At 62.4% G+C, this 13278-nt stretch carries 10 protein-coding genes and 1 tRNA gene; 8 read left to right on the top strand and 3 right to left on the bottom strand.

Going from position 1 to position 13278, the window contains the following annotated elements:
- The first annotated feature begins 4 nt into the window (after nucleotides 1–4).
- From DESPIGER_RS01615 to DESPIGER_RS01585, 7 genes are all read left to right on the top strand, one after another.
- Nucleotides 5–1054: a hypothetical protein gene (locus DESPIGER_RS01615; protein ID WP_072332196.1), complete on the top strand. Its 1050-nt coding sequence runs from the start codon at nucleotides 5–7 to the stop codon at nucleotides 1052–1054.
- A 35-nt stretch (nucleotides 1055–1089) separates the two neighbouring features.
- A complete protein-coding gene (locus tag DESPIGER_RS01610; protein WP_072332194.1) occupies nucleotides 1090–2397 on the top strand; it encodes a TolC family protein in 1308 nt (435 codons plus the stop codon).
- Nucleotides 2398–2464: 67 nt separating this feature from the next.
- Complete coding sequence (locus tag DESPIGER_RS01605; RefSeq protein WP_072332191.1) at nucleotides 2465–5488, top strand: rhamnan synthesis F family protein; 3024 nt, start codon at nucleotides 2465–2467, stop codon at nucleotides 5486–5488.
- A gap of 4 nt (nucleotides 5489–5492) precedes the next feature.
- Nucleotides 5493–6329 carry an ABC transporter permease gene (locus DESPIGER_RS01600; protein WP_072332188.1) on the top strand — a complete coding sequence of 279 codons (837 nt, stop codon included), beginning with the start codon at nucleotides 5493–5495 and terminating at the stop codon, nucleotides 6327–6329.
- Entirely contained in the window at nucleotides 6319–7725 is a 1407-nt protein-coding gene (locus tag DESPIGER_RS01595; protein WP_072332185.1) for an ABC transporter ATP-binding protein, read from the top strand. The genes DESPIGER_RS01600 and DESPIGER_RS01595 overlap by 11 nt, the downstream gene beginning before the upstream one ends.
- Nucleotide 7726: 1 nt before the next feature.
- Nucleotides 7727–8602, top strand: a complete 876-nt coding sequence (locus DESPIGER_RS01590; protein WP_072332182.1) for a class I SAM-dependent methyltransferase — start codon at nucleotides 7727–7729, stop codon at nucleotides 8600–8602.
- 24 nt (nucleotides 8603–8626) lie between these two features.
- On the top strand, nucleotides 8627–9133 hold the full coding sequence (locus tag DESPIGER_RS01585) for a hypothetical protein (protein WP_072332178.1): 507 nt from the start codon (nucleotides 8627–8629) through the stop codon (nucleotides 9131–9133).
- A 511-nt stretch (nucleotides 9134–9644) separates the two neighbouring features.
- Here the strand turns inward: DESPIGER_RS01585 and DESPIGER_RS01580 are convergent.
- Nucleotides 9645–9721, bottom strand: a tRNA-Met gene (locus DESPIGER_RS01580).
- Between the two features lie 94 nt (nucleotides 9722–9815).
- The gene (locus DESPIGER_RS01575; protein WP_072332175.1) at nucleotides 9816–10610 is read right to left on the bottom strand and encodes an undecaprenyl-diphosphate phosphatase; all 795 of its coding nucleotides are present in this window, start codon (nucleotides 10608–10610) and stop codon (nucleotides 9816–9818) included.
- 56 nt (nucleotides 10611–10666) lie between these two features.
- On the opposite strand from DESPIGER_RS01575, the gene DESPIGER_RS01570 reads away from it, so the two are divergent.
- Complete coding sequence (locus DESPIGER_RS01570) at nucleotides 10667–10885, top strand: hypothetical protein (RefSeq protein ID WP_419865649.1); 219 nt, start codon at nucleotides 10667–10669, stop codon at nucleotides 10883–10885.
- Nucleotides 10886–11310: 425 nt separating this feature from the next.
- Here the strand turns inward: DESPIGER_RS01570 and metG are convergent, their stop codons facing one another.
- On the bottom strand, nucleotides 11311–13275 hold the full coding sequence (metG, locus tag DESPIGER_RS01565) for a methionine--tRNA ligase (protein WP_072332169.1): 1965 nt from the start codon (nucleotides 13273–13275) through the stop codon (nucleotides 11311–11313).
- Between the last annotated feature and the right edge of the window lie 3 nt (nucleotides 13276–13278).

The raw sequence follows: 13278 nt of genomic DNA, 5'->3' as shown, positions 1-13278 counted from the left end.
GGACATGCGCTGCCTCCCGGGGGCCCGCTTCAGGGCCCGCCTCTGCCCCTGCCGGCCCGCTGCGGTGCCCCCCGCCTGCCGGCAGGCCTGCGCCCTGCTTGCCCTGTGCTGGTGCGCGCTGCTCCAGGCCCTTTCTCCGGCGCCAGCCGCGGCGGCCGTCCTCTTCCCCACCCTGCAGGCCGGGCAGGTCTACAGGGTGGGGCATCAGGAGCATGACCTGCGCTATACGGCGTGCCTCCGCCTGCTGGACCGGCACTTTTTTGAACTTTCCGAGGACATCCAGATTTCCGGGGAGCCCCGGCTGCGGCGCACGACCACAGGCCGCTGGCTGCAGGTGCGGCAGGGGGGCATGCTGTACCTGCACAATGCCTACGGCATGTCGCGCCTGCTCAGTCTGGGACGCAGCCAGACACTGTACGCGGACATGCCCCTGAAGGGCCAGCGCAGCCTGGGGGTGCGCTTTCGCCTCGATGCGCCCGGCACAGCCCCCGTGAGGGTCATGGGGATCCTGGAGGTTCGGCACGGCGTGCCGACGCTGCGGGAAGGCAGCGCCGGACTGGTCTTCCTTTTGGACAGGGACGCGCCCCTGCTCCGTCCCCTGCTGCAGGGACCGTCGCCTGTGTTCGTGGAGGCCGAATGCCGTCTTCATCCCGGGAAACTGGAGGTCATCCGCGTGCTGTCCGCCTCCTCCCGCCTGCCGCGGGGGGCCATCGAAACAGGGGCGGACCTCCATGCCGCGACGGAAGCGCACCCCTGGCGCCTGGAGCTGGCAGACGGGACGCAGGCCAGCTGCCTGTTCACCGCCACTTCCGGGACCACGGGCAGCCTGGAGATCGCATCCAGGGGGCTCTATCTGCAGGTACCCTATGTGACGGATGCCCGGGGGCTGCGCTTTTCCCCGGGCAGGGAAAACAGGGAGATGCTCGCCATGATCGGCATGCACGCGCTGGCCGCCCTGCTGGACAAGACACGGACCTGGAGCCTGCAGGGCCCTTTCCTGACGCTGGAGGACGGCCGGGACCTGCTGTGCGTGCTTGAGAAGGACGGACGCTGAACCATCAGGCGCCCCTGACCGAAACAGGAGGATCTATGAAACGTTTGGCCATCCTGGTCGCCGCTCTCGTGTGCCTGTGGCCCGGCAGCCCCCATGCTGCCAGCTTTTCCCTGGAACAGGCCGTCAGCCGTGCTCTGGATGTCAACCCCACCATCCAGTCAAAACTGCTGGTGCTGGAACAGGCGCGCATGAATGTCGGCGTGGCCCAGAGCTACTTCTGGCCGCGGGTATCCCTTGTGGGCTCGCACAGCGTGCTCAAGAACAAAAAAGAAGTGCAGACCTACAGCTCCGACGACATGAGCAGCAAGACCTGGACGCAGGGCTGGCGACTGACGCTTTCCCTGTTTGCCGGCTTTGCCCACCTGAACAACGTGCAGAAATCCCTGCTGCAGGTGGATGTGGAAGATGCCAGGCACCGCCAGGCCCGCCTGGAACTCATCACCAACGTCCAGCTGCAGTTCCTGGCGCTGCTGCAGGCCCGTGAAAACCTTTCCACAGCGGAAGAATCGGTAAGGCGCATCCAGAAACAGCTGGAGGCCTCCGAAGCCTTCGTCCGTGTGGACATGGCCCCCTATGCCAACGTGCTGCAAAACCGGGTGGAGCTTTCCCGGGCCCAGCAGGAACTCATCCGCTGCAGGAACGACATCCGCAATGCGGAAGTGCAGCTCAACCGCTATCTCGGATTCCCGCCCAACGAACGGGTCACCTATGCCGGACGCCTCAAGGACTTTGACGGTACCGTCACCTATACCGAGGAACAGGCCATCAAGACGGCTCTCTACAGCCGTCCCGACCTGATCGTGGCCCAGAAAAGCGTGGCCGTGGCTTTCAAGGACGTCCACATCGCCATGGGGGAATTCCTGCCGCGCGTCGATGCCAGCTACGACGACATGCGCTACAGCCGGGACTTCGACGACCGGCGCTACAATGACTATACCCGCAACTACTGGGCCGCGGGCATCAATTTTACCTGGGACGTGTTCAGCGGCGGCAGCGCCGTGTTCAACACACTTGCCGAGCGGAACAGGGCAAAAGCGCTGCAAAAAGATTTTGAGGATGCCATGGCCGGGGCGCGTACCGACGTCATCCGTGCCATGCTGGACATGGACGCCGCCAAGGAGCTCATCACGACGACCCGCTACGGCGTCGACTCGGCCCGGGAAAATTACGCCATGTCCCAAAAACGCTACATGACCAATATCGGGACCATCACGGACCTGGTAGATGCCCAGGTACGCCTGACAGAGGCTGAACGTGATGCCAGCCAGGCACTGGCGGACTATCACAGTGCTCGGGCCAGGTTCTATTTCAACATCGGCCGGGAAAACCCCGGGCTGAAATAACGGTATCCATGACAGGCACCAGCCAAGGCATGCTGTTCCTGCACACAGGATCCCACAGGTAGATCATATGTTCCATCGCATCATGGCGGCCCTTTGTCTTTTGCCCGCCTCCTTCATCGTTTTCGGGCGGAAATGGTTCTCCGCGCTGCGTCTGGGCCCCTGGTATTTTTTCGGCAAGGTCATCAAGGCGGGTCCCCTGCTCGTCAGGAAACGCGGCAGGCTGTTCAACCTGATAGTTTTCTATCCCATGCGGGCAGGCATCGAGACAGCGCACCGCAGGAACCTGAAGTTCGTGGCGCGGTCCGCCTTGCGGATCTGCCTGCGGCCGCTGCAGCGCTGGCTTGGCATCCTCCCCGCTGCCCTGCCCTCTGCCGATCCGGCCTGCGCGCTGCCGCCGGCTCCCCCCCTGCCGCCCCTGAGCCAGGATTCGCTTGTCCGCATGGTGCAGGCCCCCTCCGTGCGGGTCCTGAGCCTCGACATCTTCGATACCCTGCTGACCCGTCCGGTCATCGACGATCCACGGGACATCTTCCATCTCGTCGCCGCCAGGGTCAATGAGGAGCTCCACCTGGATTTCGTGGCCCTGCGCTGGCATGCGGAAAAAGAGCTGGGGGATCCTTACGCCACACTGGACGACATCTATGCCCATATCCAGCGCAGGCACGGCCTTTCCCCCGAAACGGCCGCGCGCCTGAAGCATGAAGAGATGCTGTGCGAGCGTACCCTGTTGCAGCCACGCCCCGGCATGCTCGAGCTGTGTCGCGCAGCCCGGGCTGCCGGCAAGCGCATCATCGCTGTCAGCGATATGTACCTGCCTTCCTCGTTCCTGCTCCAAGTGCTGCATGAAAAAGGTTTTGCGGCTGTGGAGACCGTCTACGTCTCGGCAGAACACAAGGCCCGCAAAAGCGACTCCGGTGCCCTTTTTGACATCATGCTGCGCAAAGAGCAGGTGGATGCGGCCAATGTGCTGCATATGGGCGACGACACCCGCAGTGATGTGGCCATCCCGCTGGGCAGGGGCATGGCTGCCGTGCATATCCCCTCTGTCCGGCAGATGCTGCGCGCACGCGGCGGGGATATGGCCGCCGTGCTGCTCGCGACGGCCCGGCAGGAGCCGCTGTGGGGCCTGCTGCTGGGGCAGGCCATCGACCGCATCTTTGCCAGGCCGGAACGCTCGCCCGAAACGCTGGATCGCTGCCCGGACACTGCGGCCTTCTCCCGCCTTGCCCTGGGCCCGCTGGTGACCGCCCTGTGCCTCAGGGCACGGGACATCGCCATGCGGGAAGGCTGCCCACGCGTCTATTATGCCTCGCGCGACGGCTGGCTGCCTTCCCGTGTCCATGCCGTGCTGCAGGAAAAACTGGGGGGACCGGAAGGGGTCTATTTCCATGCCGGACGCCGGGCGTACTTCCCCTTTCTGGCGGATTCCTTCATTGACTATGCCCGTACGCGCAAGGTGGCCGCTGACATGGACAGCTATACCCTGGCCGACCTGCTGCGCGGGCATTTCGGAGCGGACGCCGCGCCGCTGCTGGCTCTGCTGTCTCCGGCAGAACAGACGCTGCCTTTTTGCAAGCAGCAGGACCAATGCCTTGGCATCCTGAAACGCCTTGAACCGCAGATCACCGGTCTCATGGAAGGGCGCAAGGCACGGGCCAGGCGGTACTACGCCACCGTTTTCCCGAAAGATGCGCAGCGCTTCCTGGTCTTCGATGTGGGGTATTCCGGTTCCGTCGCCACGGCGCTCTCGGCCATCACGGGCAAGCCCTGCGACAAGCTCTACTGCTGGCAAACCACAGCGAACCATACCGCGGACAGGCAGAATGGGACAAAGACCTTTCTCCTCATACCGGAGGAGGACTATTCGCCGTATCACCTTATCCTTGAGGAGATGTTCTCGCCCTGCTGCGGCGGGGTGGTCGATTTTGATGCGCAGGGCCATCCCCGCCATGAGGCCTTTGCACCGTCCCCCGCCATGCGCGGGGCCCTTGACTCCGCGCATGCCAGCTGCCTGGACTATGTCCAGGCAACACTTGACAGATTCGGCCAGTACAGTCCGCTTCTGGCGGGTGCCCGTGCGGATGGCGCACTGGAGATCTTCCGCCAGTGGTTCCAGAAAAAGCCCCTGAGCAACCGCGCGGCGCTCCGCGACATCATCTTCCCCGACCCGGTCTATCTGGAGCGCCCCCTGTCGCTGGAAGACAAGCTGGACAGTCACCTGGCTCACGCCACGGTCTTTACCGCCACGGGGTTCGACGATGCAGCCAATGTCCTGCCTCTGTCCTCCCTTCCCTGCCCCCCATGTCAGGACCCGCCGCGCACAGGCCTGCACATCCACATCTACAATGGCGCTCTTGCCCAGGAATTCTCCCGCTACCTGCAGCAATTTCCGGTTCCTTTCGATGTATTCGTGACGCATGTGAAGGCTGCGGATCGCTGCCATCTTCAAACGTTGTTCAATCAGGATGTCCTGCCGCGGGCCAGGGCTGTCACCATAGTACAGACCCCCAACAGGGGCCGCGATGTGGCTCCCTGGCTGTCAGGGATTGGACAGGCGCTCCAGGAATATGACCTGTGCTGCCATGTCCATGCCAAGGAATCCGTCCAGATGGGATTCGGTCCTTCCTGGCGCACTTATCTGCTGGATAACCTTCTGCGGCCGGAAGCCGTACGAACGACTCTGGCAGCATTTGCCAAGGATCCTTTGCTGGGCTGTATCTTCCCCTCGATATACACCTGCCTACGAGATGTCATGCTGGATGTCGCTGTGCCCCTGTATGGATCTAACGAAGAATACCGCATGATCACGGGACTGCTGGCGCGCATGGAACTGCCGGCGACCTATGGCCGCAGCGAGCAGTTTTTCTCCGGCGGGACCATGTTCTGGTATCGGCCGCAGGCATTGCAGCCCTTGCTGGAATGCGGCCTGCGCTTCGAGGACTTCCCGGAAGAGCCCATAGGCGTCGGGGGGACCCTTGCCCATGCCCTGGAACGTGTCCCGCCGCTGGTCTGTACACGGCGCGGTTACCGCGTCCGCTCACTGACCTGCTTCCCAAGCATCCAGTATCCCCCGGAACGTTTTCAGGACTAAGGCCATGAAGCAGCTCCTGCATATCCCGCCCTTGTGGCACCCGTTCCTTCTCAGCAGGATACTTGCGGGCAATGCGTCCCTGATCCTGCACATGACCCGCCGCCAGCTGGCCCTGCGCTACAAGGGGTCCATCCTCGGCTGGTTCTGGAGCCTGGCACAACCGCTCATGATGCTGCTCGTCTACACGTTCGTGTTCGGCATCATCTTCAAGGCACGCTGGGGCAACATGCCCGAAAGCGGTACTGGCGGTTTCGCCGCGGCCATGTTCTGCGGCATGGCCACATTCAACCTGTTTTCCGAAACGGTGAACGGCGCTGCCCCGTCCGTACTGGCCAATGCCAATCTGGTGAAAAAAGTCGTCTTCCCCCTGGAGATACTGCCCGTCATCCATCTGGCCTCTGCCGTTGTCCTGGGGGCAAGCTGGTTCCTGCTGCTTTTTGCCGGTGCCGCCGTGCTGGACATATCCTTCCACCCATCCGCGCTGCTGCTGCCCCTGCTCCTGCTGCCCGTCCTGCTGCTGGCTCTGGGCGTGGCCTTTTTTGTGGCAGCGTCCACCGTTTTTGTCCGGGACATGCCCCATCTGACGGCGGTGCTCATCCAGATACTCTTCTTCATGACGCCCATCTTCTACTCCATCGACATGATCCCCGCCTCGCTGCGCTGGCTCATGGCCCTCAACCCCCTGGCATCCATGGTGGACCAGGTCCGCAACGCCCTGCTCTTCGGCCAATGGCCGGACTGGGGAACCTTTGCCTGGAATATGGGTCTGGCATTCATCGTCTGCCGTCTGGGGGTGTGCTGGTTCCTCAAGACAAAAAAGGGGTTCGCCGATGTCCTCTGATCCGCAGCTGCTGACGCCCGCCCGCCCTGCGGCCGACGTTCCTTCCGAAGAGGCAGCCATCGTCCTGCAAGATGTGGGCAAGGTCTTCGAGATCTATGATCGTCCCGTCCACCGGCTGCTGCAGATGCTGTTCCGGGGCAGGCGCACCTTCTACCGAAGTTTTGAAGCCCTGCATCATATCGACCTTACCATCCGCCGGGGCGAATGTGTCGGCATCGTAGGGCGCAACGGGGCGGGCAAGAGCACGCTCCTGCAGATCATCGCCGGGACCCTGGCCCCCACCACAGGCAGTGTGCGAACCTGCGGACGGGTGGCCGCCCTGCTGGAGCTGGGCAGCGGCTTCAATCCCGAATTCACCGGGCGCGAGAACGTCTTCCTGAATGCCGCCATCCTGGGGCTGAGCGATGACGAGATCGCCGCCCGCTACGACGCCATCGTGGACTTTGCGGATATCGGCGACTTCATCGACCAGCCGGTGCGCAACTATTCCAGCGGCATGGTCATGCGCCTGGCCTTTGCCGTCATCGCCCATGTGGATGCGGACATCCTTATCGTGGACGAGGCCCTGTCTGTGGGAGACGCTTTTTTCACGCAAAAATGCATGCGATTCCTGCGCCAGTTCATAGCCACAAAGACGCTGTTCTTCGTCAGCCATGACGTGGCCGCCATCAACAGCCTGTGTACCCATGCCGTTTTCCTTGAACATGGCCGCATCAAAAGTGCCGGAGATCCCAAGCAGATCACGGAACTTTATCTTGAAGACATCTTTGAAGCCGCCCAGGGGAAAGCATCCACCGCCGCCTCGCCCTTCAGGCGGGGGCTGGTGCTCCGGCAAGGAGAGGAAGACTTTCGGGATGCCCGGCAGGATTTCCTCAACAGTTCGAGCTTGCGCAACGATATCCAGGTATTCCGTTTTGACCCGGATGCTCCGGCTTTTGGCAAGGGAGGCGCCTGTATCGAGCAGGTGCTGCTGCTGGATGCGCAAAAACGACCGCTCTGCTGGTGTACCGGCGGCGAGGTCGTCACCCTGCGTATCGATTGCCGGGCACGGCAGCCCCTGCACGGTCCCATCATCGGCTTTTATCTCAAGGACAGACTGGGGCAGACCCTGTTTGGTGACAACACCTTCCTGTCCTACATGGACCAGCCCCTGCATGTGGAGGAAGGCGAAAACTTTTGCGCCAGCTTCTGCTTCCGCATGCCGGTCCTGGCCGCGGGCGATTACTCTTTTGCCGTAGCGGTGGCCGAAGGGACGCAGGAAGAACATGTGCAGCACGAGTGGCGCCATGACGCCCTGATCCTGACGTCTGTCGCCTCCAGCGCCTGTGCCGGCATCATGGGGCTGCCCATGCGGTCCATCGAACTTGCCATCAGCAACGATCCCCGGAGGGAATGATATGGAATGTACGGGAGAACGCTATCTGCCGGAATTTGACAGGGACTGGACCTTGGAGCATCTGCACAGGTACCTGCTGGCCTGCGAGCTTGCCGCAGGCAAAACCGTGCTGGATATCGCCTGCGGCGACGGTTACGGCTCGGCCATGCTGGCCAGGCATGCCGCGCAGGTGACGGGGGTCGACATTGATACACCGACGGTGGAACGCGCGCGCGGCAAATATGTTGCGGACAATCTGCGCTTTCTGCAAGGCAGTGCCACAGACATGCCACTGGAAGACGACAGCGTGGACCTGGTCGTCAGCTTTGAAACCATTGAGCATCTGACGGAGCAGGACCGCATGTTGTGCGAGATCCGCCGGGTACTGCGGCCCGAAGGCTTCCTGCTCATCTCCTCACCGGACAAATACGAATACAGCGATGTGCCGGGCTATCATAATGAATTCCACCTCAAGGAGCTGTATTGCCAGGAATTCGAAGAACTCCTGCAAAAGCACTTCAGCCGGCATGTCCTGCTGGGGCAGCGTGTGGTCTTCGGTTCCCTGATAGCGTCCGCGGATGCGCGCCCCTTTCTCAGCTGGAGCAAGGTGGAAGAACAAAGCCGGAGCGAAGGCCTGGCCCATGCCGTCTACCACATCGCCATAGCCGGTGATGAGCCCTTGCCCGGTCTGCCGTCGAGCCTGTTCCGCGCGCCCCTGGAGCACAGCGATCATGTGCGGCAGCTGGATGCGGCGCTGCACTCTGCCCGGGAATGTCTCGGGGCCAGGGAACAGGAGCTGCAGGATGCCCGGGCCATGCTTTCCTCGCTGCTCAACTCCAGATCGTGGAAGATCACCGCGCCTCTGCGGGCGCTGGCGGCATTGCTGCGTAAAAATTAGGCGCTTACAGCCGGGAGCACTGCCATGACATCACCAGACGATATGACACGGACTGACGAACTGCAGCTATTGCGGGCCAGCCTGCTGCAATTGCAACGGGACAGAGAGGAACTCCACCGTTTACTTCATTCCCGTTCCTGGAAACTCACGGCCCCCTTGCGCCGTCTTACGGAATGGGGGCGCCGCTTGCGACCGGCGCGACAGGCCAAAGAGCAAACGCTTCCATCGCCACAGGGCGCGATCGTCAGGCGCGCCCTGCTCTGGCAGCAGCACATCCCTTGCGAGTCTTTGCCGGGGCAGGGACAAAACCTGCAGCTCTGGACAGCGCAGCAGGGCAACGCTTTTTTTCATGAGATCGCCCATCTGCTCAAATGCGGCCTTGAGGATGCCGGGATCCCGTGCACGGCCTTTACTGCCGGCTCCATGGCTGACTGCCTGCGGCAGGATAACGGCAAGGGAGCCATCAGGCTGATCATCGCACCGCATGAATTCTATCATTTTTCTGTGCGGGAGCAGATGCCTTGCCTGTGAGCACTCTCTGGCTGGGCATGTCCAGCCAGAGAACATACCCGGGACGCAGTACAGCAAAATAAAAAAGCCCAAGACTTCCACAGTCCGGGCTTTTTTATGCGCTGATAGCAAGGGAGGGTGCCCCCCGACACTGCAGGGATGGACCGCATGCTCTGACCAACTGAGCTGCCTTGCCCTATCTTGTGCGGCCTGCTGCGCGGCGCACGCATCCATCTACAGAAAGGACACTGCCGTTTGGCAAGCACTTTTTTGCCGCCTGCGGCGCGGCCACAGCCACGAGACGCTCCCTGCGCCGGGACGAGGCCCCAACGCCACAACGGGCAGAGATTGCCGCCACCATCCCTGACAGGCCCGCTCTGGCCTGCCGGCGCTCTTGCTGCGTCAGGGAGGTTTCTGCCCTTTCCGCCAGGCTGCGCGCTTCGCCGCAGCTGCTGCCGCTGGCGCCCACGCGTGACGTGCCCTGCCGCAAAAACGAAGAAGCCCGGGAACTTCCCGGGCTTCCATTATATTCTGGTAGCAAGGGAGGGATTTGAACCCCCGACACTGCGGGTATGAACCGCATGCTCTGACCAACTGAGCTACCTTGCCGTGATGGCGTTTCGTGTCCCACTCAACGCAGGGATGTATCTACAGAAGTTGCTCCCCTTTGGCAAGCGTTTTTTGGGGATTTTTCCAATTTTTTTTAATGCACCATGAAATACCAGATGAAGGGGGCCAGCAGAAGGCGATACACGGCGAAGGGCACCAGGGTCATGTGGCCCACCAGCCTCACGAAGGCCTTGACCGCGATCAGTGCGGAAATGAAGGAGCCGATCATGCCTACGGCAAAGAAGGGGATGTCCGCTGCGGTGAACAGATGCAGGCTCTTGAGCAGGTCAAAGCCCGTGGCCGCCACCATGATGGGAACCGCAGCGATGAAGGAATATTCCGCTGCCAGCGGGCGGCGGGCCCCCAGGATCATGCCGCCCATGATGGTGGCGGCGGAGCGGGAAAAGCCGGGAAACAGGGCCAGGCACTGGAAGCAGCCGATACCGAAGGCCAGGCCCGGCGTCATGTCGTCCAGGGTCTCATAGCGGGGATGGAACTGGCGGCGTTCCACAAAGATCATCAGCAGGGCACCGATGACGAAGGGGATCAGCACCATGCCCGGCGTGAACAGGCTCTTGATCTGCGCATGCAGCAGCAGGCCCAGCACGCAGGCGGGCAGACAGGTGAGGAAGAGCATCCAGATGCCGCGCAGGCCGGCAAAGGGCACGCCCTGCTGCGGCCGCAGCAGGCCCCAGAAACGCTCCCAGTAAAGGACGACCACGGCCATGATGGCCCCCAGCTGGATGACCACCTGGAAGGTCGCAGCCTTTTCGCCGCTGAAATTGAGCAGATCGCCCACCAGCACCAGATGGCCCGAGGACGAGACCGGCAGGTATTCCGTCAGCCCTTCCACGATGCTGAGGATGAACGCAACCCACAAATTATCCATATATGCCGTCCTTTGGATCCGAAGACCCGTTGTTTCCCGAAACGGACTCGGCTAGAATGATCCACAAAAAGGAGCACCTCATGGCCACCATCATGCCCGCTTCGGAACTGGTACGGCGAGCCGCCGCCTGGCTGGCGGAACAGCGCGCCCTGTATCCTGAAAAATCCCTGGCCGCCCTTCTGGACGAAGCCGGGATGCGCTTCAACCTCAACCCTCTGGACGCGGCGGCACTGGGCCGCCTGTTCGACCCTGCGACGGAGGAAAAGAGCGAATAGGTATCGTCTTCCTGAACAGAGGCCGGAGCCTGCACGAGACGGCCTTGCCGCCCTCTCCAGGAACCGCGCCCCACAGGATGCCGCGCTTCCCGGATGACAAACAAGCCCTCCCGGAGGGCGGCCCGGCAGCACCGGTGCCCGCGGCCAGCCTATAGACGGAAATGCCGGGCATTGCAATCCCCGCTGTGCGCATCATGCCGCGAGGCATGAAAAAAGGGAAGGCGGCCTGCTGGTCGTCCTCCCCTTGTTCCAGCCTCCCCCATCCCTTGCGGACGGGGGAGTTTTTTGTCTCTGCCCGAAGGCTCCCCGCTGCTCTCCCCTGTTGCCTTTACGCGGGCGCCGGAGAAGAACGGGGCACGGGGAAGGGAGCGCCTTCCTGCCGCCGGCAAAATGCCCTTCCCCGCCCCTGTCGAGAATCGTTTGTCCTAGGCGATCTGGCTGCCGTTGGGCACGGGCGCGGCAGGCGTCAGGACGGAGAGCTTGCCGTCCTTTTCGGCGGTCAGCACCATACCGTTGGACATGAGGCCGCGAATCTTGCGCGGGGCCAGGTTGAGCACGGCGATGACCTGCTTGCCCACCAGTTCCTCGGGCGTGTAGTAGTCGGCCAGGCCGGACAGGATCTGGCGCGGCTGGCCTTCGTCAAAATCGATCTCCAGGCGCAGGATGCGGTCGGCATTGGGATGCTTTTCCGCCACGACCACGGTCCCGGCGCGCATCTCCACGGCCTTGAACTGGTCGAAGCTGATCTCGCCGTTCCGGCCTTCGGCGGCAGGAGCGGCCTTGGGGGATTCCTGCTTCTTTTCCTTCTTGGCCTTGGGGGCCTTCCCGGCCGGGTCTTCCTGCTGCAGGGCCTTGACGTCGATGCGCGGGAAAAGGTTGGAGCTGGCCGCCACTTCGGTGCCGGGCTGCAGACCGTCGAAGTTGCCGGCCTCGGCTTCCAGCGAGGTGGTCACAGGGCCTTCGCCGGGCTGCTGGCCCAGCTGCTCCAGCAGGGTGCGGGAAGCATCGGGCATGACGGCCCACAGGCACAGGGCCACCTTGCGCATGGCCGACAGCAGCACGTACATGACCGTGCCCAGGCGCGTGGTGTCGCCCTGCTTGAACAGGGTCCACGGCGCCTGCGAGTCCACGTACTTGTTGAGCGCGCGCACCAGCTCCCACAGGGAATCAAGGCCCTGGGCGAACTGGGTGTTGCCGAACAGCTGGATGTAATTGCTCATGGCCGTGGCGCACAGTTCGACGATGGCCTTGTCGTCCTCGCTGAACTCGCCGGGCCGGGGCACCCTGCTTTCAAAATACTTGGCCGTCATGGACAGCACGCGGCTGAACAGGTTGCCCAGGTCGTTGGCCAGGTCGGCGTTGATGCGGCTCACCATGCCTTCCTCGCTGAAGGAGGCGTCGGAACCGAAATGCATCTCGCGCAGCAGGAAATAGCGGAAGGCGTCCAGGCCGTATTTCTGGCGCATCTCCAGCGGTTCCACCACGTTGCCCAGGGACTTGGACATCTTGGTGTCACGCACCAGCCAGTAGCCGTGCACGTTCAGGTGCTGGTACACGGGCAGGCCCGCGGCCTTGAGCATGGTGGGCCAGAACACGGCGTGGGGCTTGAGGATGTCCTTGGCCACCAGATGTTCGCCGGGCCAGAAGGTCTTGTACTTTTCGCCGTCGGGCCAGCCCAGGGCGCTGATGTAGTTCAGCAGGGCGTCGAACCACACATAGCAGACGTAATCCTTGTCGAAGGGCAGCTCGATGCCCCAGGTCAGGCGGGACTTGGGACGGGAGATGCACAGGTCTTCCAGCGCGCCCGATTCCAGCATGGACAGCACTTCGTTACGGTAGCGCTCGGGCCGGATGAAGTCGGGATGGCTCTCGATATATTCCCGCAGCCAGGGCAGGTATTTGGACATGCGGAAGAAGTAGTTCTTCTCGCTGATGAATTCAGGCTTGGTCAGGTGCTGGGGGCACAGGCCGTTCTCCAGTTCCTTTTCCGTATAGAAGCGTTCGCAGCCGTAGCAGTAGTGGCCGCCGAACTCGCCGAAATAGATGTCACCGGCATCATAGACCTGCTGCAAAAAGCGCTGCACGCGGGCCTTGTGGTCCTCGTCGGTGGTGCGCACGAAGGCGTCGTTCTCGATGCCCAGATGCGGCCACAGCTGCTGGAACAGGCCGCTGATGCCGTCCACGAACTCCTTGGGGGAGACGCCCTGCTTTTCGGCGGCCTTGACGATCTTGTCACCGTGTTCGTCCGTACCGGTCAGGAACATGGTGTTGTCGCCCAGGGTCTTGTGGAAGCGCGACAGGGAGTCGGCCACGATGGTGGTATAGGCATGTCCCAGATGGGGCTTGGCATTCACATAGTAGATGGGGGTGGTGATGTAGAAATTCTTCACGTC

Origin of the sequence: Desulfovibrio piger, from assembly GCF_900116045.1 — a bacterium.
GTDB classification, from domain to species: Bacteria; Desulfobacterota; Desulfovibrionia; order Desulfovibrionales; family Desulfovibrionaceae; genus Desulfovibrio; species Desulfovibrio piger_A.
This window is presented reverse-complemented; position numbering and strand designations above follow the sequence as displayed.

What these genes read in the sequence shown, in the direction of transcription:
- DESPIGER_RS01615 (WP_072332196.1), top strand. Translation starts at nt 5, where the DNA reads ATGCGCTGCCTCCCGGGGGCCCGCTTCAGGGCCCGCCTCTGCCCCTGC.
- DESPIGER_RS01610 (WP_072332194.1), top strand. Translation starts at nt 1,090, where the DNA reads ATGAAACGTTTGGCCATCCTGGTCGCCGCTCTCGTGTGCCTGTGGCCC.
- DESPIGER_RS01605 (WP_072332191.1), top strand. Translation starts at nt 2,465, where the DNA reads ATGTTCCATCGCATCATGGCGGCCCTTTGTCTTTTGCCCGCCTCCTTC.
- DESPIGER_RS01600 (WP_072332188.1), top strand. Translation starts at nt 5,493, where the DNA reads ATGAAGCAGCTCCTGCATATCCCGCCCTTGTGGCACCCGTTCCTTCTC.
- DESPIGER_RS01595 (WP_072332185.1), top strand. Translation starts at nt 6,319, where the DNA reads ATGTCCTCTGATCCGCAGCTGCTGACGCCCGCCCGCCCTGCGGCCGAC.
- DESPIGER_RS01590 (WP_072332182.1), top strand. Translation starts at nt 7,727, where the DNA reads ATGGAATGTACGGGAGAACGCTATCTGCCGGAATTTGACAGGGACTGG.
- DESPIGER_RS01585 (WP_072332178.1), top strand. Translation starts at nt 8,627, where the DNA reads ATGACATCACCAGACGATATGACACGGACTGACGAACTGCAGCTATTG.
- DESPIGER_RS01575 (WP_072332175.1), bottom strand. Translation starts at nt 10,610, where the DNA reads ATGGATAATTTGTGGGTTGCGTTCATCCTCAGCATCGTGGAAGGGCTG.
- DESPIGER_RS01570 (WP_419865649.1), top strand. Translation starts at nt 10,667, where the DNA reads ATGATCCACAAAAAGGAGCACCTCATGGCCACCATCATGCCCGCTTCG.